Consider the following 22,433-nt stretch of genomic DNA (forward strand, 5'->3'; position numbering starts at 1 on the left):
ATCTGCTATATATTTCTTAGCTATCTTTGTGTTTTTTATTAACTAATAACCATCAACTCTTAGCTATTAGCTTCCGCCGCCGCTTTAGCCGCCTCTGCCGCCTTTTTTAAATTAGGTACGGATGTAGGGCATGTAGCAGGCGTACAAGCGCCATTAGGGCCTAAATCTTCAGAACGATTTACAAAGGTAGTATGTAACATATGATGTGCTTTGTGGCTCATAGGTTTGCCATCAAAAAACTCAGCATACAATTTTTGGATATCTGGATTATCACAAGCAGCTTTTACAGTTACTTCTGCATCGCGAGTATACAAGGAAGCAATGCGAGCTTCACGAGCTTTGTCAGCCATCGGCAATTTAACGCGTGGTTGTCCACCACCACCGATACAGCCACCACGACAAGCCATTACTTCGATAAAGTCATAATGGATATTTTCTGCACGCATGCGTTCGATGAACTTACGCAAATTACCTGTACCATGAACTGCCGCTACGTGTAATGTTTTATCTCCAATCACTACGTCTGCTTCGCGAGCACCATCCATGCCACGAATAGCTTCAAATGGAATCAATGTTTGAGGTGCATCTTCACCTGTCGCCATCTTGTAAGCCGCACGCATAGCCGCTTCCATAACACCACCAGTGTTACCGAAAATGATACCACCACCAGAAGCTTCACCCATCAATGGGTCAAAAGCAGAATCTTCAAGATCATCAAAGTTGATTTCTTCTGCGCGCAACCATTTTGCAAGTTCCCGTGTAGTAATACAGTAGTCGGTATCGCGCATTTCTGGTGTATCCCAGTATTCCGCAGAGGAATTCATTTCATCGCGACGAATTTCAAACTTCTTAGCTGTACATGGTGTTACTGCAACAGCAACAATTTGTTTTGCATCAAGGCCCATTTTTTCAGCAAAATATGTTTTTTGTGTAGGCGCTTGCATAGCAATCGGGCTCTTAGCCGTAGATAGGTTTGGCAAGAATTCTGGATAGAATGTTTCCGCAAACTTAACCCAAGCAGGACAACAAGATGTGAATTGAGGCAATACTGCATCACTATTAATAACGCGTTCTAATAACTCAGATGCTTCTTCCATGATAGTCATGTCCGCACCAAAGTTTGTATCGAGAATATAGTCGCCACCCAATTTACGAAGAGCAGCCACCATTTTACCTTCTACAAACGTACCAGCCTCAAGGCCAAATTCCTCGCCTAAACCAACACGTACGGCAGGCGCAGTTTGGAAAATGACGATTTTATTAGGATCAGCAATAGCTGCTTTTACTTCATCAATTTCAGAACGTTCATTAATGGAATCGAATGGGCAAATAGATGCACATTGACCACAATGAATACAAATTGGATGATCCCCATTTGTTGTTAAATCATAATAATCAAATACACCCATGTCTACAGCACAAGCTTTACGACATAAGGAGCAGTTTTTACATTTAGTTAAATCTTGTACTAATGCAATATTTCCGTCTTCAATTGGCACACGACGGTCTAAAAATTGGTACTTACTCATGAGTTCCTCCTACTTAGGTAACGTTGTTATCGTTAATCGTAGAAATTATACTATACATTGTGAGTTTTATCAATAAACTTACACGTAATTCCTTTGCATAGCAGATATTAAAAAATAGCATGATAAAAGGAGTTATAGGCGTTCCTCTAATTCCATCCACCGTTCAGTGAGCGCATCTATTTGAGTCTGTGTTTCTTCTCGTTCCTCCATCAGTGACTGCATTTTTTCATAATCAGTAGCCACTTGGCTTATCATAACATCGAGGCCCTTCACTAAATGTTCTAGCTTAGGCAATTCATCCATAATTTTGGCATACTCCGCTTCTTCTGCTTTATTGAGACCCTTCTTTGGTATTTCTTTGAAAGTATCTGTTTTATCACCAGCAACAACATTATCATTTCCAAGGGTATCTACCCTATTAGATTGATTATCAACAGAGTCATCACTATCAGCCTCTCCACCTTCTACAGCTCGTACCACTTTGGAATTAGCCGGTATATTATCATTTGGCATATAGAATGGGCGCTTGCTGCCACTACTTTCATCAAGAGCATCTTTGTAGTCAGAATACGAGCCATGAACGATTTCAATATGCCCATCGCCGGTAAAGACAAACAGTTTATCCACTACGCGGTCTAGGAAGTACCGATCGTGGCAAACGGTGATGATGACGCCACTAAAGGAGTCAAGGAAATCCTCTAATACCTCCAATGTTGGAATATCAAGATCATTCGTCGGTTCGTCCAGCAATAATACGTTAGGGGCGCTCATCAACAATTTTAAGAGGTATAAACGACGACGTTCCCCGCCAGAGAGTTTTCGAATCGGTACACCGTGTAATTCTGGGGTAAAAAGGAATCGCTCAAGGATTTGTCCTGCGCTCAATGTAGATCCATCACCGAGTACCATATAAGAGTGGTCCTCACGAATATAATCGAGAACGCGCATATCTTCATCAAATTCAGGTAGCTCTTGTTTAAAGTGAGCGATGCGAACGGTCTCTCCTTTACCAATAGTGCCTCTCGTCGCTTCGTAGGTGCCATCAAGGATATTCATAAAGGTAGACTTACCAACACCATTGGGCCCTACTATACCGATACGATCATGGCGTACCACGTGATAGGTAAAGTCCTTAATCATAGGACGTTCATCAAAATAAAACTCTAAATGCTCAATATCAAAGATGGTTTTTCCTAAACGTGTCTTCAGCGCAATAGGATCCATTTGATCCGGACGGCGGGTTTTCTCCATATTCTTTAATTTTTCGTAACGGTCAAGACGAGCCTTTTGTTTTGTAGTTCTAGCCAGAGCACCACGACGTACCCATTCGATTTCTCGTTTTAAAAATTGACGTCGTTTTTCTTCCGTAGCAGCTTCACGAGCCTCTCGATCAGCTTTCAAGGCAATAAATTCTTCATAATTGCCATCGTATTGATACATATGACGATTTGATAGCTCTAAAATACCATTACATACGGAATCGAGGAAATATCTATCATGGGTACTGATTAATAATCCTCCTTGACGTACACTCAAATACGACTCTAGCCAATCAATACTATCTTCATCCAAATGGTTAGTCGGCTCATCTAGTAATAAAAGATCACATGGATATAGCAATGCTTGCCCCAATGCAAGACGACGCTTTTGCCCTCCTGATAACATAGCTACCTTTTGCTCCACATCAGGAAAGCCCAATTTAGATAAAATAATGCGCGCCTCTTGCTCTACCTGCCACCCGTCTTGTTGATCCATTTGCTCCAATGCATTCATATAGTTGCGAGATATTTTAGCATCGTCTTTACCAGACTCTTGCATTTGGCGATACTCACGACTAATACGTTCAAAAGCTTTTACCATTTGCAACCGAGGATGATTTCCATCAAGAACGGCCTCAAGCAAAGTAGCTTCCGCATCAAAATCAGGTGTCTGCGCTAAGTAATAAATGCTAGCCTTACCATTACGCTCAATGGTGCCTTTATCAGCTTCCATTTGTCCTGCTAATATTTTTAGAAATGTAGACTTACCCGTTCCGTTGATGCCCACAAGACCTAATCGTTTTTCCGTGGTAAAAGTCATACTCACCTCTTTAAACAGTAGCCTTGTGCCATATGATTTCTCTATGTTCTGTAAACTAATAACGTTCATATTCCGCTCCTATTTTGTAATTCTGTTATTTATTATACTACACATTACCATTGACAGTAACAGGCGCCCTCAGTAGAATAAACGTAACATATATATTCATGAGGAGGTCCACATGGCGACGGATATGGTTTTAGACTTTTATGAAAGTATCAACTTTGAACTTATCGACATTGATGGGTATGACACATTATTTACTGAGCTCTTAGAGGATGGCACTTATGCAACTGTGTCCGATGATGACGGCTATATACTAGAGGACTTAGAGACACCAATCGTATTCAATGTGTACGACGATAATGACTCCTTTCAATGGAGTGTTACCCTTGATGACTCTTACCAATTAAAAGATTTATTGGATGGTGCCGAAAGTACGGATGCTTTCTTAGTTACATTACAAAAACTTCGACAAGAACATATTGAACAGTATCAATAGAAAAAAGCGATGGCCTTTTAGGTCATCGCTTTTTCTATATTGGTTAGCTAATTGCCTCTTGAGCTTTCACAAGCTCATCTTGTGCACTAGCATCTAAAATTTCAATGAGACTATTTACGATATCAGCAGCCCCATCCACATGCCATTCGCGAGCACGTTCAGACATTTGTTGAAGTCGCGGAGAATTAATTAACAGTGCAGTTACCACATCTTCTAAGTTGTGAATGTCGCGAGCCCAACGAGCACAGCCCCGTTGCTCTAACAGTTCTGCATTTGCCTCTTCCTGCCCTGGGATAGCATTAAAGAATACCATTGGCAATCCGATTGTAACAGCCTCCATACAGGTCAATGCACCAGGTTTTGTAACGAGCAAAGACGATGATTTCATGAGCTCAGAAATATTGGTAGTATAACCATATACGGTGGTCTTCGTCTTCATAGATTCACTAAGGACAACTAACGATTCGTAAAGAGACGTATTTTGTCCAGCTACAACGGTAATTTCACCAATACCATTTACTTCATCTAGATGTTTTAAAGCCGTCTCAAGAGAGCCTAAACCCAGGCCACCACCCATAACAAGAACTTTCACAGGTTCCTCTAAGCTATACTCTTCAATAGCATCACGGAAAAAAGATCGCCGCACAGGAATGCCAGATACATGAATACGAGATTCATCGATACCTGAAGCTACCATTTCAGTTACCATAGATTCTGTTGCAACATAGTAAACATCAATCTGTGGATAGAGCCAAAACTGATGACTACTAAAATCTGTCATAATAGCCACTAGTGGTACATCTATATGACCTTGACGTTTTAAAATCGATGCCGCCCCACAAGGAAATGGATGTGTAAAGACCATTACATCTGGCTCTTCTTGTTGTACTAGTTTAAGCATGCGGCTTTTAAGTAGGTACGACAATGCGGTTTGCATAATGGTACCTCGTTTTTCCCCTTTCGATACGCGATAAATCATATCATAGAGCATGGGGAATACGTCAATCATCTTGATATAGGTACCCTTAATTAAATGCTCTACAGACATAGTTTCTGTATCAAGAAAATCAACATGGGTAATTGATGCTTGTGGCTCTTTTTCTTTCCAATATTCTTCTATGGCTCTTGCGGCTTGCATATGTCCAGTGCCGATTGAGGCAGACACGATGAGAACCTTCCTTGATGTTTCGTTATTCATAATGCACCCTTTCTCTGTGCATTATACCATAAATAGATAAAAAAAAGAGACCTCGAAAGGTCTCTTTCACATCCAATATGGATTATTTTTTGCGTTTTTTAGCTTTTGCAGCGTTAACTTGTTCTTTCAAACCTTTACCAGCTTTGAATGCAGGGGATTTGGAAGCTGCAATTGTGATAGTTTTACCGTTTTGTGGGTTACGGCCTTCACGAGCTGCGCGTTCACGAACTTCGAAAGTACCGAAGCCGATAACTTGTACTTTGCCACCAGCTGCCAATTCTTGAGCTACTGTGTCAAATACAGCTTTTACTGCTTTTTCAGCATCTTTTTTAGTTAATTCAGTTTTTTGTGCAACACTTGCGATTAATTCTGTTTTGTTCATGACAGAACCTCCTTAAAATTACAATACCTTAGAAGTGTATAAACCTCTAGGTTACTTTTCCTGCACTTTAGCCTCCTCCCAAAAAGCATCGAGCTCAGCTAATGAAAAGTCTTCCCATGAGCGATCGCTTTGGTTAACACAAGCTTCTACATGTAAAAAACGCTGTCGGAACTTTGTGTTTGTGCGATTTAGTGCATTTTCACCGCTTATTTTATACCATCTGAATAGATTAATCAAGGAAAAAAGCACATCTCCTGCTTCTTTTTCCATATTTTCTCTATCATTTTGGTCAATAGCCTCCTTAAATTCCCCCATTTCTTCGGAAACTTTAGCCCAAACAGGATCAAGCTCATCCCAGTCAAATCCTAGCTTTGCAGCCTTTTCTTGGAGCTTATAAGCCGCCATTAAAGCAGGTAAACTTTTCGATACACCATCCAATACAGAATTTTGAATATTTTTCTTTTCTTGTGCCTTTAATTCATCCCAAGTGTATGATTTTTCATCATTTTCTGGGCTAAAAACACGAGGATGACGACGAATCATTTTTTCAGCGACATCATTAATTACGTCTTGAAGTGTAAAATGACCAGCCTCCTCTGCCAATTGACTGTGAAAGACAACTTGCAATAATACATCACCTAACTCTTCACGAAGATTCGGCATATCTTTATTATCAATGGCATCTACCACTTCGTAAGTTTCCTCTATAAAATAGCGACGTAAAGATTCATGCGTTTGCTTTTGATCCCAAGGACAGCCATTTGGTGCACGCAAAGTTTTCACTACATCGACTAAAGGTTGAATATCAATATTGTTCTTCATATAGCTTTGCTTCCTCCCTATTGCGTCGAGCTTGTAAGCGCTTGCCTATGATTGGGAAATGGTATATATCATCTTTTACGACAGCTTTAGTAAGCCATAACGATAAACCATATACAAAAATAGCCACTACAATTGCTGCAGCCACAGCGCCACCATTGCCTAATAAATCAACAGTGCTCACATAGATGACTTGTGTAGCACCGCCCATGGCCATGGCAGATACTATTATTTTTAATAACTCTAATGTATTCAGTACCGAACCTACATATCTTTTTACAAAAATATAATTAATAAGCGCTGCAATAGCAAAGTTTAAATTCGTCGCCCAAGCCGCACCATTAATGCCCAACTCAACACTGCCTGTCAATTCATAATCTAAGAATGTCTTCACTAATAAGCCGATAAAAATCGACACCATAGGAATTACTGTCCTTCCTAACCCTTGTAAAACACCTGCAGTAACCTGCTGCCAACCGAGGAACACAATACTCAAGCTAATAACAGCAATAACAGGCCCTGCGTGGGGTGTTGCATATATTAATTGCGATATTGGCGTAGCTAGTACACAGAGACCAATACAGGCTGGAATCGTAAACATATTAGCAATTTTAATCGCCGTTTCCGCTCGTTTCACGATGCGATGTACATCACCTTGAGTATGGGCCTCAGATACAGCTGGTACAAGACTAGCGGCTAAGGACGTAGTTAGAATAATTGGCAACCCAATCAGAGATGTTGCCATACCCGTTAAATAGCCAAATTGTGTGGTTGCTTCATTGAGATAGTATCCAATATCCATCAATCGTTTTGGAACGATAAATGTATCAATGAGTGATACCATAGGAAGCATAATATTCGCCATAGAAACAGGTATAGCAAGGCTAAACAATCGTTTAACTACGGTGCCATTACTTTCACAAATAGCATTAGGATTCTGTTGTGAAAGCATCTTCTCTCGAACATTGCGTTGTCGGTAGTAAAAATAAATTAATACCAGTAACCCTGCCAATACGCCTGGGAATGTAGCAAAGGTCGCACCACCTGCCGCCAAATGGAGTCCACGATCAATGAAGTAGTATGCCAAACCTACCATAGAAGACACGCGAAAGATTTGTTCAAATACTTGACTCGTACCAGTAGGCACCATATACTGGAAACCTTGGAAATACCCTCTAAAACAACTCAGGATGGTCACTACAAAAATGGCTGGAGATAATAACTGAATAGCAATTAAAGCACGTGGATCGGTGATGATTTGATTGTCTACGAGCCATTGCGCACTACCATATAAGGCCAAACTAAATACCAGCCCTAATATAGCGAGTACCCTTAAAGATACGGAAAATACTTGTTGTACACCTCGCATATCATCATTAGCAAGTTTCTCTGCAATCATAATAGATATGGCTACAGGAATACCTGCCGCAGAAATACTAACGATAATTTGATAGATTGGATAGGCCATCATATATAAGCCAATTCCTTCACCACCTAAGATCCGTGCGATAAGAACCTTACTAAACGCACCGATGACCTTCACGATAATACCGGCTAAGGTTAAAATCATGGCTCCTTTTAAAAATCGATTCATAGGCCCTCCTTAGTCGGTGACTTGTGGCTAAGAGCCTTTATCACCGCTTCCGTAATGGTCAAAACAGAACCTTTCATGCCATTAAGATTCACATATAATGTGGCTGGCTTGGTGTCCATAAACTTCATTTTTTTCCATAAATCTTCTCGTACAGCCCCCATGTCCCAATCGGCCATTTTAGAATCGTCATACCAATGGATGGTGAGCTTCTTATCTCTACGGACGATACTTTTAATGCCCAGTATGCGCGCTTGCTCTTTAATTTGAGCAATGCGCAACAAACGATCTACTGGATCGGTTGGTGTACCGAAGCGATCAATGAGCTCATCCGTCATATCATCGAGTTGCTCTTTAGATTTAATATGTAACAATCGTTGGTATACAGAAATCTTACGAGCACTATCTTTGATATATGCATCGTCAATAAACGCATCTACCTCTAAATCGATGGCCGGATCAATGGATACATCTCGCTCAACTTCTTTATTTTGAGCCTTTGCAATCGCTTCTTCTAACATGCTCACGTACATACCAAAGCCGACAGATGCGATATTACCATGTTGCTGTGAACCTAAGAGATTACCGGCACCGCGAATCTCTAAATCTCGCATGGCTAACTTAAATCCTGCACCGAGCTCTGTGAACTCTTCAATAGCTTTTAAACGCTTTTCAGCCGCCTCTGAAAGTATTTTATCTGGCCGATACATAAAGTATGCATAAGCACGTCTACGAGAACGTCCTACACGGCCTCGCATTTGGTATAGCTGAGATAACCCTAAACGGTCTGCATCATAAATAATGATAGTATTGGCATTAGGAATATCTAAGCCAGTTTCAATGATACTCGTGGACAAGAGTACATCATAATGACCTTCATAGAAATCGGTCATAATCTCCTCAATTTGACGGCCTGTCATCTGTCCATGAGCAACAGCATAACGCAAGCCAGGCAATGCGGATTCTAATAGTTCTCCCATGTGATTAATGGACGCGACACGGTTATATACGAAATAGACCTGTCCACCTCTTGCAAGTTCTCGTTTGATAGCATCTGCTATGAGATTCATATCGTATTCCACCACATAGGTTTGAACAGGCAATCGCTCCTCTGGCGGAGTATTGATAACAGACATTTCTCGAACGCCAACAAGGGACATATGTAAAGTCCGCGGAATCGGTGTAGCACTCAAAGTGAGTACATCAATATTGCTAGCCCACTCTTTCCATTTTTCTTTTTGTGCTACCCCAAAACGTTGCTCCTCATCTACAACAAGCATTCCTAAGTCTTTGAATACTACCTTTTTGTTAAGTAATGAATGAGTTCCAATAAGAACATCAATAGATCCATCCTCTACGCCTTTAAGAATTTGTTTTTTCTCTGATGTAGTTCGGAATCGATTAAGCACATCTACTTTCACCCCAAATGGAGCAAAGCGATTCAAAAAAGTTTGGAAATGTTGCTGTGCTAAAACCGTAGTTGGTACAAGTACTGCCACTTGTTTTCCGCTCATAACGGCCTTGAAAATGGCGCGCATAGCCACTTCCGTTTTACCAAATCCTACATCACCAGCGAGTAGGCGATCCATAGGAACAGGTCTTTCCATGGATTCTTTAATCTCTGCGGTAGCCTGTAATTGGTCTTCCGTTTCCTCATAGGGGAATGCATCTTCAAACTCTTGCTGCCATGGTTGGTCTGGCAAGAATGCAAAACCTTCTGTGATTTCTCGTTGTGCATATATCTCAACGAGTTTATCTGCTAAATCATCAATAGATTTTTTTGCCTTTGTAACAACCTTGCTCCAGTCACGACCACCCATCTTATTAATACGTGGCACATCACCTTCGTTACCAATATATTTTTGCAGTTGATCTAAATTATTAGCTGGTAAGAACAGTTTGTCCGTTCCAGCATAAGCAATCTCAATATAATCGCGGTGAATGCCTTCCGTCTCAATTGTTTTAAGACCAATATACTTGCCGATACCATGCATATTATGTACTACATAGTCACCAGGCGTTAAATCTGTAAAATAATTGATTTCTTGGCCCTTTTTAGGCTTATTACGAAGCTTGCGCTTTTGCTGTCCGTAAATATTACCTTCTACAACAACCACGAGATGGCTATTGGGCAATTCAAACCCATCTGTTAATAACCCCTTTAAAATAACGACAGTGTTCGGCTTTGCTATCCATGTATCACTATGAATAAATGCAATATTCTCTCCTTCAAGGGCGCGCTCAATACCTTCTCGTCGTTGCTGATTATTTAGTACTAGTACCACTTGATGATTTAAACGATGCCATTGTTTAATTTCATCTGTTAATAGGGGAATTTGACGCTCAAAGCTCGTCATTGTCTTCCCTTGAATGCCAATAGGATTAAATCCTGCAAGTCCAATAGAACGTTGTTGCATAAATGTGAAAGCCACTTGATTCGTAGCATCTACAGTGCGTTGTAGTTCATTCCAATCACAATGATTTTTCCGATGTGTAGGATCTTCTTTTAAGAATTTCTTTAACGCCTCTTGAATACGACCTGGCTCGTCATAAATCAGAGTGCCCTCTTTCACATATGATAGTAAAGTACTATCTGCATCACTTTTACCAAGAAAGAAAGGCGTCACCGTATAGGATTCGATTTGTTCAATAGAACGTTGATTCTCAACAGAGAAGAAACGCAATGTATCGATTTCATCACCAAAAAACTCAATGCGAATCGGATGATCACTATTTACAGGATAAATATCCAAAATATCTCCACGCACGGCAAAATGACCACGTTGTTCCACCTGGTCTACGCGTTCATATCCAATTGTTACGAGCTGTTCAAGGGCTACATCACGTTCAATTGCATCATTCAAAGCAAAATGCAACGATTGCCCCTTTAAATAATGAGGGGATACAACATATTGTGTAACCTCTTCAGCATTGGCAATGACTACTGCCGGCTCTTGCCATGCTAATAATGCTAATGCTCGCATTTGTGCACCTTGATTTTCAAGACTACGTGCTACAGTTGTAAAGTCTACATGATCTGTTATAGGAAATGATTGGACTGGCACATTAGGCCAAAAGAAAGCTAAATCTCGCTCCCACATCTCCTTATGATCCTTATCATGGACTACGATGACTACAGGCTTTTTAAGACCTGCAGAAAAAGCTTGGCTTAAGAGGAAACTTTTTTGAGATCCACTAAGACCATATATGACTGACTTTCCCTTACGCTGAAATGCGTTTAGCCCATCCACAAAGGATGGGTTCTGTGAAAGCAGTTTTGTTAATGTATTATTCATACTGCACCATATAGTATTACTATGATTGTATTAATTAAATAGTTCTAACTCATTTATTATAACATATAATGTAGTAGTTAATTCTGTACCTACCCTACTATTAAATTACAAGTGTTTATCGATATAAATATCCACATTAACTACTTAATTTTAGGCAAAAAAAATACACCTCTAAAGGTGCAATAAAGTTGGTGCGGGAGAAGGGACTTGAACCCCCACGCCCTAAGGCGCCAGATCCTAAGTCTGGTGCGTCTGCCAATTCCGCCACTCCCGCGTCTCAACTGAAATAATAATATCATGTATGGAATTCATCGTCAATCATTTTTTTATAAATGACTTAAAATCCATATATCTAAAAATAAATTCCAAGAAAAACAACTATCTAATTACACCTTACTATTTATGTAAACCCAAAGCAAATTCTAAATCTAAAAGCTCTTAATTATTCTACGATTCTATATCTATTTACACTTCATCTAAAGCTTAACGCTACAGACCTCTATCTAAAAGATCTTACCGATAATTAATATTTGCAAAATAAAAAGAGACTGACCCAGAATCCGAACTACTAGAACCCTGGGTCAGCCTCTTTTTTAGGATGATGATGAATAAATGCATGCCCTACATTTACCATAAAATATATTAACAGTCATAACATATGTCATGCTGGTAATACCAAAAAGGTAATCCACCATGACCATAGCACGACATTTAGGTCGTATAGAACTAAAATCTAAATCAAATATAATGCAATTTAGATCCAATAGAACTAAAAAATCCTTTTTACGAATACGTAAAAAGGAGCTATTAACTTCTCCTCCCTATCTCTCGTAGGTCAAATGGTGAATGTTGAATAGGCAGTTCTCCTGACTCGGCGTCATCGCTCATCTAGCCTTCCCAGTTTCCCAGTGACTTAATTTAGACTCGCTCGACCATACAGTGGCGGGACCGTGCCGGCCTTTAACCGGCTTCTCTATTATGCTTTTCAGCACCTATTCCCAAATATGATATTTTCTATGCCTTTATTCTAACAGTCTACATTCATTTAGTCAATACGGCAGTAGCATATTTATTAATAAAAAAATGCTATATAGGTCTGCCGTATTGTTATAACAAAATATAAAAAGTTTAACAATCTAATCATTAGCTTTATCCAACGCGATTTCTAAATAGCCATCCTGCTATGGACATACTTATAATGATTAGGATAATCATAGGAATAAAATTAAACCAAATATCCGTCAATCCTGCACCTTCTAAATAAATCCTGCGCATTGCATCAACAGAAAACCGCATAGGATTTCCATATGTAAGATATTGCAATATTTTCGGCATGTTATGTACAGGTGTGATTAATCCGGACAATAATGCTAGTGGAAAAAGAAAGACAAAAACATATACGAGAACTTGCTGCATATTTTTTGCAATAGCCGAAATAGATAACCCCAATCCAATACTACTACTTATAAATGTAAACAACACCGCATACACAAGAAATATGTTGCCCCGAAATGGAACTTTAAACCAAAACATGGCTATTAATAACAATACAGTACTTTGAAACAGTCCTATTATCATGGGTGGTATAGACTTTGCAATCAAAATTTGCATAGATGATACGGGCGTCACCAATAATTGATCAAAGGTCCCCTGCTCTCGTTCTCTCGCCACAGATAAGCCCCCCAACATGATAACTTGTGTCATACTGATCAATATAACGAGACCTGTCAAGAAAGTCCAGGAAGACTGCTGATTTTCATTGTACCAGGTACGAGATTCAATCGTGATTCCCTTATGCTCAACACCTAACCAAGTCTGATTGAATTGAGAAATGATTTGCCCCATATAGGCTGTGGCAAGACCTGAAGTCATTGTATTCGTTCCATTTACAATAACAGTAATAGATGTAGGTTGTTTATGCTTTAAGTTTTCTTCAAAATCCTGAGGTATGATAACCGCCATAATAACCTTGTTGGAGTCTATTAGTGGTGCGATTATATCCGGAGAGTTTGCAGATTGATACAGTTCAAAAACACCGGATGAATTAATAGTCGATTCTAATGCAGCTGCGGTCTGCGTATGACTTTCATCAATCAATACATAGGGAACCTTGTTGAGATTATAGGTTGCGGCGTAACCGAAGAGGAACCCTTGAATAATAACTGGTAACAGTAAGATTATACGAGTTTTCGGATCTTTAAAGGTGGCTAATAGCTCTTTCCATATGATGGAGACAATTTGATTCCAATACAGTCGCCAATTCATTATTCCACCTTCTTCCGCGTAATATAAATTGTCAATATTGTAAAGCAAATAGCAAACCCCGATAATACGGCACTATTTTTAATAATCAAATACCAGTTATTTCCACCTAGGAACAATGATTTCAGTAATTCTAAAAAATATGTAGGAGGTAAAAGCCGTGAAATATATTGAATCACCACAGGTTGTGAATGTGGATCAAATAAAAACCCCGTCAATATCAACGCCGGTAAAAAACTGGTAAGTAACGCCATTTGACAAGCTAAGAACTGTTTCTTCGTAAACGCAGATATAAGTAGTCCCATATTTAAGGAAACAATCAAATACAATGTGGACACGATGCAGATGATCCATAAGGAACCACGCATAGGTACTTCATAAAAGAAATACGAAACACCGAGGCAAAACAACAGCCCCAACATGGCCAATACATAATAAGGCACTACCTTAGCCAAAATAATTTCAATAGGCTTAACTGGTGTAACGAATAAAGACTCAAAAGTACCACGTTCCCATTCTCTAGCCATAACGACAGCCGTAAGAAAAACGGATACAATCGTCATGATAATCATGATGAGCCCAGGAATCAAAAACCAGGTACTTGTATTTGCCTCATTAAACCACATGCGAGGGTTCATTGTTATATATCCACCACGTAGCATAAACGGAATGTTCTTAACGGCCCATAAGTTAATATCTGAGTTTACATAACTTTCTATGCTCATCGCTACCGAAGTATCGACACCATAGTAAATCCCCTGCACTTTCCCTTGTCCACGCATAACTTGAGCAGAAAAGTCCTGTGGAATCACCAATATGGCATCTACCTTTCGTTTTTCCATCAATAGTTCCGCCGTTTTTCTATCGCGAACCGCTATAGGTTGAAAGTACTCAGAGCCGTATAAGGAGTCATACACACTCTGGGTCATAGAATCTTGCCGTTCCATAACCACTGCTATCGGCACGTGTTTAACATCCAAAGTAACCCCTGAGCCGATGAGGATAATAAGTAGTATAGGTAGCACAACACCCAACAAAATAGTGCTAGGGTCGCGCAATACTTGTAAGGTCTCCTTGTATACCAATGAGGAAAACCGTCTTATAAATCCGTTCATACGTCATCCTCCTGTTCCCGTTTTTTTAGTATGACGGAGATAAACGCTTCATCCATAGTACAATTCTCATCGCCGGCAATCCGTCTAACTTCATCAGGTGTTCCCAGTACAACGAGTTTTCCTGCATCCTGAATCATAATACGGTCACAATATTCCGATTCATCCATAAAATGAGTCGTAATAATAATCGTTGTTCCTCGCTTTGATAAAGAAGTAATCTGTCGCCAGAAATTACGCCGTGTAAGAGGATCAATACCACTTGTGGGCTCATCCAAAAAAAGAATTTTAGGCTCATGCATTAAGGCAGCCGCCATGGACAAGCGCTGTTTATAACCACCAGGCAAATCACCGGCTATCATATCTCTCACGTCATTCAGACGAAACTCACTGATAACGGCTTCTATACGATCAGGCTTCTTCTGTCCGTGAAGGCCGTACACACCGGCAAAAAAATTCAAGTTTTCCATAACAGACAGATTACCGTACAAAGAAAACTTTTGCGCTACATATCCGAAATTGCTTCTTGCCGCCGTACGGGATTTAACGACATCAATGCCGGCCACGCGCAAATCCCCGCTCGTTACAGGCAATAATCCACACAACATACGAAATGTCGTCGTCTTCCCTGCTCCGTTTGGTCCGAGTAACCCGAATACTTCTCCGCGCTGCACCGTAAATGATGTATTAGCCACCGCCGTAAAATCACCGAATGTCCTCACCAAATGAGATACGGAAATTTCTACTGGACGCTCAACCATTTCATTGGGGGCCAACAAATGCTTTCGTTCTTTCTCTATCGCACTTTCATCCAAATCCATATCGATACTATCTAAAGGCTTAGCCCCTTGTTTTGAGGCAATTTCATCCTCTTTTAACAGCATCATAAAGGTATCTTCCAAACGGCTCTGAACTGGTTCTTCCTCCATACCGTACTCATTAAGCCATGGAATCGAAAGCATTTCTTTTGTTTTTATGTACCTCACAGCACCGGCCTCCGGAACTGCATCCGCCACGCATTTCCTGTCATCCATCAATGCGGCCTGTACATTTCGCATGCTCAATGACTTCGGAATCTTTACCTGAAAGCATCGTTCCTCAGACATTTGAGTCAACTCATGCGGTGTCCCGGTTGCTAAAAAGCGCCCCTTATTGAGGACGAAAACATCTTTACAACGCTCCGCCTCATCTAAGTATGCAGTGCTAACAAGTACGCTGATTCCATCTGTACGTACTAACGACTCTAAGATTTCCCATAACTCCCGCCTTGAAAATGGATCGACCCCTACGGTAGGCTCATCGAGCAGTAATAGCTCCGGAGAACGAACCAATGTACAAGCTAGGCTAAGCTTTTGCTTCATACCGCCTGACAATTTACCGGCTTGACGCTTAGTAAATTTGGCTAGCCCTGTCATATGCAGTAATTTTTCAAACCGCTTCGTTCTCACATGCAAAGGAATACCGTGTAAATCTGCATAGAGATTCATGTTTTCGCTGACGGATAATTCCTCATAAAGCCCAAATTTCTGAGGCATATAACTGAGTCTATCTTGAACTGCCTGTGAATGTGCTTTCACATCCATTCCGAGGACATCTAAAGAACCAGACGTGGCATCCAATAAACCGGCTATCAAACGAATCAAAGTCGTTTTCCCCGCCCCATCTGGCCCGACCAACGCAGTTAAACAGCCTTTTCGAATTTTAAAATCCAAATGGTCCAATGCTATTATAGGATCATCTCCGACAAGGGGAAATTCTTTATATAATTGTGACCCTTCGATTGCATATACATCATTCACCGCACACCTCTATATATCAATGGAAACAGTGGCAGGCATTCCTAAACGGAGACGATTATCAGGATCATCTACATATACCCGCACTTCATATACAAGTGTAGTACGCACATCCTTCGTTTCTACCGATTTAGGTGTAAATTCCGCTACGGAGGATATATATCCGATTGTACCGTGAATCGGTTCGTTCTTATATGTATCCGTTGTTACATTTGCATCCATACCGTTATAAATTTTTCCTAAATCCCGTTCGTTCACATATACACGTACCCATTTCTTAGTATTCTCAGCCAATTTAAATACAGGTGTATTCGGTGAAGCCATATCACCGACCTGTAATAATCGGGCCGTTATAACACCGTCTATAGGAGCTGTTAATACGGTTTGGTTTAACAAAAACTCCTGACGGGCCAGTTCGCTTTTCATCGCATCCAATTGGGCTTGGGCCTGTGCTATATCTTCCTGTCTTGGCCCTGCGACAGCTAAATTGTATGCTTGCTGAGCCTCGTTTAATTTGGCTTCCGATACTTTCACCTTCGCCTGTATATCATCTACAGACTGTCGACTAACGGCCTTACCATTTGAAGCATTATAGGATTTTTGTAACTTCTCTGCTTCCTGTTTCGATTGAGCTAACGCAGCTTCTGCAGATGTAACTCGTGCCGATGCTTGAGCGATTTCTTCTGGTCTACTGCCGGCCTGCAACTTGGCCACTATAGCGTCCTGTGCTGCAATGGTAGCCTTAGCCTGCTGTACAGCAAGATTCAATTCATCAGAATGTAAATACCCCAAAATCTGCCCTTGGCTCACCACCGCACCTTCATCCACCAAAAGGCTGGCAATCCGGTCACTTCCTCGAAATGCAACATTAACTTCACGCAGATTCACATTGCCTTGCAACACAATATGATGAGAGGCAATGTACGCTTCGTATTGATTATAAGCATAATAACTTACTCCACCCAAAATTATTAGAAAGGCAATCATTATACCTGCGCACTTTTTTCTATTATTCGCCATCCACCCTTTAAGGACATCAAGTTTCTCTTTCATAATCATTCCCCGTTTCTCACACTATTTCTTAGCATGCGAGTCCGCCTCTGCCTCCTGATCCATGTCCATGGCTTCCCAACCACCGCCTAAGGATTTGAATAAACGAACGGTATCAGCAAACTCTTGCCCCCGACTCATGATATATTGCCGCCTTGCAGACAATACATTTCTTCGTGCATCAAGAACACTTAAGTAATCGCTAAGACCAGAGTCAAAATTGGTTTGCGCCAAAGATTCCGCTTGCTGTGCAGATTCTACAGCAGATTTCAATTCCTCAGACTTAATATGATCCTGAGATGCATCCGTTACCGCATTTCGGACCTCTCCTACAGCTTTCAAAACAGTCTCTTCGTAAAGTGCCAAGTATTCCTGTTCCTTTTCCGTTTGTACTTTTATATTCTTACGAATAGCACCGGCATTGAAAATAGGCATAGTGATAGATGGTCCTATTCCTATCATTTTACCGATAGCCGAAATAAGACCTCCCGATGAAAACGACTCCAAGCCTATACTGCCATTTAGTGAAAATCTAGGTTTAAGATCAGCTTTTGCAGCCTTGGTTTTCTGTTGTTGCGCCGCAATACGTCGTTCCGCCGCCTGAATATCAGGCCGTTGTCGTAAAGCTTCCGCCGGTATGCCGATAAATATGTGTGGATTCACCGTAGGTAATGAAGTATTTTCCATCAATAACCCGTCAATCTCGCCTGGAACTGTTCCTGTCAATATAGAAAGAGCAGCCATTGTGGAAGCTATATTTTTCTTTAATGAAGGAATCTCCGCTTGAGTCTGAGATAATGCATATGTAGCCTGTTGCACAGGTAATTCATTAATAATACCAGACTGATTATTTATCTTAATCAGTTCCAACGCTTCCTGTTGACGCTTCACATCATCTTCTGTTATGCGCAATTGCTCCTGTAAAGTTCTTAACGACATATACTGTAATGCGGTTTCCGCGCTCAAAGATACCCAGGTGGAATATAAATCCGCCTGTGATGCTTGTAACGAATTCGATGCAGCACGTGATTTTGCTTTTTGTCTTCCGAATATATCAATTTCCCATCGCGCATCAATTCCCAATTTACCGGTTTCTACATTTCTCGTCATCTTATCAGATATAGGTAAATTCTTTATCGCTTCTCGGTCTGAATCCCATTCACCCTGACCTCTATTAGCCGACCATGAACCGGAAGCATCTAGCCAAGGTAATCGCTGTGCTTCAGCAATACCCAACTGTAACCGCCCTTGTCTAACTCGAGAACGAGCTACCTCTAACTGCCGATTATTTTTGAGGGTCAAATCAATTAATTGATCCAATACGGGATCATTAAAAACCTTCCACCAGTGGGCTAACTCTTCTTCACTGACCGCGTTCCCTTCCACAACCGCATACGGTAAGGGATGTTTTCCCGCTTCTTCTACCCAAGAATGTTCATTCAATTCTTTAGTTGCTTTTTGTTTCTCTGAAAGCTTAGTCTCATCAGCAGCAGTGCTCTTTTTCTTCTTTTTTTTGCCATCTTTGTAATACGATGCAATAACAGGACTGCCTTGGTCAAAATCGTCAACAGTTTTTTCAGACCCATGCTGTACTGTCGTATTATCTCGACGCGTTTGATTCGTATCTCTATTTGATTGACTAAAGCTGATGCCCGCGCTAGCACTCCAAGCCCCTAATGCTAAACATATATAAACAATTAAAAGTTGTTTTCTATTCGTCTTCATAGCAAACCTCTTTTCATTTCCATATATATCAGTATCATTATATGTTCATCTTATAATATAAAACCATTATGTATCAATAATATGAAGTATCATTTCAATCTAACTTGAGTTTTATCGAACTTTCACATAAAATAAGAATGTATTAATATAATTCAAGTGGAGGCGATTATGTATATCGGTGAAATCATTAAAAGCTATCGCGAACAACATAATATGACGATCGAAGAATTCGCAAACAAATCGAATCTAAGTCAAGCAGAAATCACCCAATTGGAAGAATTATTTCAAAGCGATGGAATGACACCTTATCCTGTTGCAATGCGACAAATTAAAAGTATAGCTGAAGCCATCGAACAGCCAATCCCCATCATTATGAATCTTATTTCTGCAGATCAAGAAATTGTCGTTAACGTAGTAGCTGAATCAGATCAGCCACATGCGAAATAATAAAACTTAGTTAATTAAATAAAGATCATTAGCTCATAAAAGGACCCTACATAAATATGTAGGGTCCTTTATATACATATAAAAAGCAAAATAAAAAAGCACCACATTACTGTGATGCTTTAATTTGGTGAACCGTTTTAAGCTAAATACGAACTTTGTATGTATAATTAGACGTTCAAAATATCCAATTAGCCTAGAATTTTATTTATCTAACAAGAAATTGAAAGCATAATATTATTTAGGCAAAAAAAATAAAGCCTGTTAGAACATCAAAAATATTCTAACAGGCTTTATATATATAATAGTATTATTTAGCTGCAACCACTATGGCCCCTAAAGTAGCTGCACCAGCAACAACGGCCCATATATCCCGTTGTCTATGGAGTCGAGCCTCCGTTTTCTTTGATTGCTGGATTTCCTTGTTCGCAATCTCTAAATATTTGTTGGTTTGATTCAAGTAATCTTCTTGCTTCATCGAGTCTTGCTTTGCTTTCATCAATTCGTTCGCTTGCTTCTCGTTGATAGACTTCAATTTGTTCAATTCGTCGTTCTGCCTCATGGTTAAGGATTGTGCTTCGGTCAATTTCAGACTGGATGCGTCTATTAAGCTCAACGCTTGACTCGTTTGATTTTTTACCCTGTTCCACTGCGTCAATGGCACGGTTATGGTTGGTTCGTCCAAACCAGTTTGTGTAGACATATTCGGCTGTTCTGCAAAAACTGTACAAGAAAACAACAATGAAAACAACAATACAAATATCACGAACAATAGGCTTTTGAAACAAATTTCTAATTTTAGTAATGATTGATGTTTCATTCATTTCAACCTCCGATTATAAATCATCCCAACGTGCAGCATATCCCCGCACATCAATGTGTACAAAATCCTGATAGTAGTATTTTCCGATACCATCGGCCCCACATTCCTCGGCAATTTCTGCAAGATAGTCAACGTCAATACCATCATAGGTGATGTCTGCTGCCGTCCCTAGCACATGCTGAGAATCAGAAACGCCCCCAACCTCTTCATTGTGTTCGGGGCATCGATAGCCACTATTAACTGTAATCGGAACCCCTAACCGTTCCCGGATTCTATCCAATACATCGACAAGTCGCTTATCAATTATGTGATCTAAAATTTTATGTCCATCAGCATCAACCCCATGTCGGTCGCACCGACATGAAAATTCGTAATCGTCAAAGTATTTACCAATTTTCATATGCATTTCCTCCTTAAATAAGATAGGCACCAGCATATATGCCAGTGCCTAAAAAAATTATTTCCTTTTTAAAATAGAATCAAGCTTTTCATTAACTATATCCAATAATTTGCTCGCAAGCGGATTGCCTCCATCCCGCATATTTTCCAATATAGAGGTTAATTCTGTACCACCCAAATAAGTCCATACAAGGGTTACAGCGAACGTGTAGGGCTGTGCCATATAATCAAAGCACCATGCTGCTGACGTAAGTAATACATAGGACAATACTTTATCACCAAATGGTTTGCGCATGTGCTTAGATGATATGAGTCCTTTCCCAAATGCAGCAGGAATGGCCCAGTATTTATCTGTCATTCTGATATTTTCCGGACTCGCCCCCATATCTAACAACATTTGATATGCAATAGCTACCCATTTTGTAAGCAAATCAATGAACACTAAACAAATAAAAATTCCCAACACCTGAACATGCTTTAATCCTAAAAGCCATATGCCAATAGTAGCAAATATCGCCATTACAGTTTTAATTGCAAATCCATCAGTGAGCCGCTCCCAAGCTAACTGAATAAAATCAGTAATAGATACTAATAATGTATTCATTCAACTCTCCCCTATTATTGAATTATGCCTGTTCCCACTTTTCACTGTAAAGATTCCATTTCTTGGTGTGATCTGGATTGTAGACCTCTAATGAAATTTTCTGCATCATGACTTCTCTCGGTGGGTGAGATTCCTCACTAACAGTCATTTTATTAACCCTAATGAGATCATAAGATTTTAAATCAAGGTTATCACCCGCCCATACAAATGCAGGGATATTGATTACCGCAAGAGAACTGTTAGCGAAAGCATCCCTATCAATATCAGTGGCCTTTGGCAAATTAATAATATTGTGGTCGGTTCCGACGAATGCTAATGCACCAACTTTAACAACGTTCGGGCATGTAAGTTCGCCCTCCAAATCGCTACGGCCATAGAATTGCTTAGGCAAAATCTCTGTAGCCGTTTCCGGATTGAATTCAACAAGACCTTTGATTTTAACAGTGTCAACGACATGCTCAATTAAGTTAAGGTATTCAAGATAAATATCATCTGCGCCATAAGGCTGAATTCTAATAGTGGCACTTCCGGATTGAATTTCAACAGCTTCTGCCTCACCACTCACTCGAACTTTAAAGCCGTCTTGGCCGGATATGCGAAGTTCCGTATCCCCTTTTCTTGGTTCGTTAAATGTAAGTGGAGTATACGGCTGTTCAGCCAACGCATGAACAATAGCAGATAATACCGCATCAAGCATGCCACTATTAACAAGAATATTTTTGCTTTTTAGGTCCGCCACAATTCCAGCTAAATCAGGCTGTTGAGGTTTAAGGGAATTATAAAAATCCTCCTCAGTGCCTGTAAAGCCATGCCGTTTGACAA

At 40.2% G+C, this 22,433-nt stretch carries 18 protein-coding genes, 1 tRNA gene, 1 pseudogene and 1 riboswitch; of the genes and pseudogenes, 2 read left to right on the forward strand and 18 right to left on the reverse strand.

Annotated features, from left to right (window positions below; translation table 11 throughout):
• Nucleotides 1-59: 59 nt before the first annotated feature.
• A complete protein-coding gene (locus tag HMPREF0874_RS03790; protein WP_008601602.1) occupies nt 60-1,529 on the reverse strand; it encodes a [FeFe] hydrogenase, group A in 1,470 nt (489 codons plus the stop codon).
• A 132-nt stretch (nt 1,530-1,661) separates the two neighbouring features.
• Entirely contained in the window at nt 1,662-3,677 is a 2,016-nt protein-coding gene (locus HMPREF0874_RS03795) for an ABC-F family ATP-binding cassette domain-containing protein (protein WP_039965080.1), read from the reverse strand.
• 112 nt (nt 3,678-3,789) lie between these two features.
• On the opposite strand from HMPREF0874_RS03795, the gene HMPREF0874_RS03800 reads away from it, so the two are divergent.
• Entirely contained in the window at nt 3,790-4,110 is a 321-nt protein-coding gene (locus HMPREF0874_RS03800) for a hypothetical protein (protein WP_008601606.1), read from the forward strand.
• 43 nt (nt 4,111-4,153) lie between these two features.
• Here HMPREF0874_RS03800 and HMPREF0874_RS03805 read toward each other — a convergent pair whose 3' ends face one another.
• The 12 genes and pseudogenes from HMPREF0874_RS03805 to HMPREF0874_RS03855 all read right to left on the reverse strand — a co-directional run bounded on the left by HMPREF0874_RS03805 (nt 4,154) and on the right by HMPREF0874_RS03855 (nt 19,341).
• The gene (locus HMPREF0874_RS03805; RefSeq protein ID WP_008601614.1) at nt 4,154-5,308 is read right to left on the reverse strand and encodes a glycosyltransferase; all 1,155 of its coding nucleotides are present in this window, start codon (nt 5,306-5,308) and stop codon (nt 4,154-4,156) included.
• An 82-nt stretch (nt 5,309-5,390) separates the two neighbouring features.
• Complete coding sequence (locus tag HMPREF0874_RS03810; protein ID WP_004696710.1) at nt 5,391-5,690, reverse strand: HU family DNA-binding protein; 300 nt, start codon at nt 5,688-5,690, stop codon at nt 5,391-5,393.
• Between the two features lie 51 nt (nt 5,691-5,741).
• The gene (gene mazG / locus HMPREF0874_RS03815) at nt 5,742-6,512 is read right to left on the reverse strand and encodes a nucleoside triphosphate pyrophosphohydrolase (RefSeq protein WP_008601616.1); all 771 of its coding nucleotides are present in this window, start codon (nt 6,510-6,512) and stop codon (nt 5,742-5,744) included.
• Complete coding sequence (locus tag HMPREF0874_RS03820) at nt 6,496-8,103, reverse strand: polysaccharide biosynthesis protein (protein ID WP_008601619.1); 1,608 nt, start codon at nt 8,101-8,103, stop codon at nt 6,496-6,498. The genes mazG and HMPREF0874_RS03820 overlap by 17 nt, the downstream gene beginning before the upstream one ends.
• Nucleotides 8,100-11,396: a transcription-repair coupling factor gene (mfd, locus tag HMPREF0874_RS03825; protein ID WP_008601621.1), complete on the reverse strand. Its 3,297-nt coding sequence runs from the start codon at nt 11,394-11,396 to the stop codon at nt 8,100-8,102. Before mfd ends, HMPREF0874_RS03820 begins: the two co-directional genes overlap by 4 nt.
• Nucleotides 11,397-11,585: 189 nt before the next feature.
• A tRNA-Leu gene (locus HMPREF0874_RS03830) sits at nt 11,586-11,670 on the reverse strand.
• 564 nt (nt 11,671-12,234) lie between these two features.
• A riboswitch (cobalamin riboswitch) is annotated at nt 12,235-12,407 on the reverse strand.
• Between the two features lie 138 nt (nt 12,408-12,545).
• Nucleotides 12,546-13,661: an ABC transporter permease gene (locus HMPREF0874_RS03835; protein WP_008601623.1), complete on the reverse strand. Its 1,116-nt coding sequence runs from the start codon at nt 13,659-13,661 to the stop codon at nt 12,546-12,548.
• Complete coding sequence (locus HMPREF0874_RS03840) at nt 13,661-14,773, reverse strand: ABC transporter permease (RefSeq protein ID WP_008601630.1); 1,113 nt, start codon at nt 14,771-14,773, stop codon at nt 13,661-13,663. The genes HMPREF0874_RS03835 and HMPREF0874_RS03840 overlap by 1 nt, the downstream gene beginning before the upstream one ends.
• Nucleotides 14,770-15,876, reverse strand: coding sequence for an ABC transporter ATP-binding protein (locus tag HMPREF0874_RS10165; protein WP_369759074.1), 1,107 nt, complete (start codon nt 15,874-15,876; stop codon nt 14,770-14,772). The genes HMPREF0874_RS03840 and HMPREF0874_RS10165 overlap by 4 nt, the downstream gene beginning before the upstream one ends.
• A 105-nt stretch (nt 15,877-15,981) precedes the next feature.
• A pseudogene (locus tag HMPREF0874_RS10170) lies at nt 15,982-16,467 on the reverse strand (ABC transporter ATP-binding protein); the annotation flags it as partial.
• 111 nt (nt 16,468-16,578) lie between these two features.
• Nucleotides 16,579-17,619, reverse strand: a complete 1,041-nt coding sequence (locus HMPREF0874_RS03850; protein ID WP_039965135.1) for an efflux RND transporter periplasmic adaptor subunit — start codon at nt 17,617-17,619, stop codon at nt 16,579-16,581.
• Nucleotides 17,620-17,640: 21 nt separating this feature from the next.
• Nucleotides 17,641-19,341, reverse strand: a complete 1,701-nt coding sequence (locus tag HMPREF0874_RS03855) for an efflux transporter outer membrane subunit (RefSeq protein WP_008601633.1) — start codon at nt 19,339-19,341, stop codon at nt 17,641-17,643.
• Nucleotides 19,342-19,509: 168 nt separating this feature from the next.
• Between HMPREF0874_RS03855 and HMPREF0874_RS03860 the strand changes: the two genes are divergently transcribed.
• The gene (locus tag HMPREF0874_RS03860) at nt 19,510-19,788 is read left to right on the forward strand and encodes a helix-turn-helix transcriptional regulator (RefSeq protein ID WP_039965081.1); all 279 of its coding nucleotides are present in this window, start codon (nt 19,510-19,512) and stop codon (nt 19,786-19,788) included.
• Nucleotides 19,789-20,095: 307 nt separating this feature from the next.
• Here HMPREF0874_RS03860 and HMPREF0874_RS09835 read toward each other — a convergent pair whose 3' ends face one another.
• From HMPREF0874_RS09835 to HMPREF0874_RS03880, 4 genes are all read right to left on the reverse strand, one after another.
• Nucleotides 20,096-20,488 (reverse strand): hypothetical protein, encoded by a 393-nt coding sequence (locus tag HMPREF0874_RS09835; RefSeq protein ID WP_148528760.1) that lies wholly within the window; start codon nt 20,486-20,488, stop codon nt 20,096-20,098.
• A gap of 133 nt (nt 20,489-20,621) precedes the next feature.
• Entirely contained in the window at nt 20,622-21,044 is a 423-nt protein-coding gene (locus HMPREF0874_RS03870) for a D-Ala-D-Ala carboxypeptidase family metallohydrolase (RefSeq protein WP_050760766.1), read from the reverse strand.
• A gap of 21 nt (nt 21,045-21,065) precedes the next feature.
• Nucleotides 21,066-21,611: a phage holin family protein gene (locus HMPREF0874_RS03875; protein ID WP_008601644.1), complete on the reverse strand. Its 546-nt coding sequence runs from the start codon at nt 21,609-21,611 to the stop codon at nt 21,066-21,068.
• A gap of 22 nt (nt 21,612-21,633) precedes the next feature.
• Nucleotides 21,634-22,350 carry a lysyl-tRNA synthetase gene (locus HMPREF0874_RS03880; protein WP_148528761.1) on the reverse strand — a complete coding sequence of 239 codons (717 nt, stop codon included), beginning with the start codon at nt 22,348-22,350 and terminating at the stop codon, nt 21,634-21,636.
• Nucleotides 22,351-22,433 lie beyond the last annotated feature (83 nt).

Origin of the sequence: Veillonella sp. 6_1_27 (genome assembly GCF_000163735.1) — a bacterium.
GTDB classification, from domain to species: Bacteria; Bacillota; Negativicutes; order Veillonellales; family Veillonellaceae; genus Veillonella; species Veillonella parvula_A.

Excerpts from the sequence above, each read along its gene's own strand:
- HMPREF0874_RS03810 (WP_004696710.1), bottom strand. The coding sequence starts at position 5,690 with ATGAACAAAACAGAATTAATCGCAAGTGTTGCACAAAAAACTGAATTA.
- HMPREF0874_RS03790 (WP_008601602.1), bottom strand. The coding sequence starts at position 1,529 with ATGAGTAAGTACCAATTTTTAGACCGTCGTGTGCCAATTGAAGACGGA.
- HMPREF0874_RS09835 (WP_148528760.1), bottom strand. The coding sequence starts at position 20,488 with ATGTCTACACAAACTGGTTTGGACGAACCAACCATAACCGTGCCATTG.
- HMPREF0874_RS03805 (WP_008601614.1), bottom strand. The coding sequence starts at position 5,308 with ATGAATAACGAAACATCAAGGAAGGTTCTCATCGTGTCTGCCTCAATC.
- HMPREF0874_RS03820 (WP_008601619.1), bottom strand. The coding sequence starts at position 8,103 with ATGAATCGATTTTTAAAAGGAGCCATGATTTTAACCTTAGCCGGTATT.
- HMPREF0874_RS10165 (WP_369759074.1), bottom strand. The coding sequence starts at position 15,876 with ATGTCTGAGGAACGATGCTTTCAGGTAAAGATTCCGAAGTCATTGAGC.
- HMPREF0874_RS03850 (WP_039965135.1), bottom strand. The coding sequence starts at position 17,619 with ATGAAAGAGAAACTTGATGTCCTTAAAGGGTGGATGGCGAATAATAGA.
- HMPREF0874_RS03835 (WP_008601623.1), bottom strand. The coding sequence starts at position 13,661 with ATGAATTGGCGACTGTATTGGAATCAAATTGTCTCCATCATATGGAAA.
- HMPREF0874_RS03855 (WP_008601633.1), bottom strand. The coding sequence starts at position 19,341 with ATGAAGACGAATAGAAAACAACTTTTAATTGTTTATATATGTTTAGCA.
- HMPREF0874_RS03840 (WP_008601630.1), bottom strand. The coding sequence starts at position 14,773 with ATGAACGGATTTATAAGACGGTTTTCCTCATTGGTATACAAGGAGACC.
- HMPREF0874_RS03795 (WP_039965080.1), bottom strand. The coding sequence starts at position 3,677 with ATGAACGTTATTAGTTTACAGAACATAGAGAAATCATATGGCACAAGG.
- HMPREF0874_RS03875 (WP_008601644.1), bottom strand. The coding sequence starts at position 21,611 with ATGAATACATTATTAGTATCTATTACTGATTTTATTCAGTTAGCTTGG.
- HMPREF0874_RS03870 (WP_050760766.1), bottom strand. The coding sequence starts at position 21,044 with ATGCTGGTGCCTATCTTATTTAAGGAGGAAATGCATATGAAAATTGGT.
- HMPREF0874_RS03800 (WP_008601606.1), top strand. The coding sequence starts at position 3,790 with ATGGCGACGGATATGGTTTTAGACTTTTATGAAAGTATCAACTTTGAA.
- HMPREF0874_RS03860 (WP_039965081.1), top strand. The coding sequence starts at position 19,510 with ATGTATATCGGTGAAATCATTAAAAGCTATCGCGAACAACATAATATG.
- mazG (WP_008601616.1), bottom strand. The coding sequence starts at position 6,512 with ATGAAGAACAATATTGATATTCAACCTTTAGTCGATGTAGTGAAAACT.
- mfd (WP_008601621.1), bottom strand. The coding sequence starts at position 11,396 with ATGAATAATACATTAACAAAACTGCTTTCACAGAACCCATCCTTTGTG.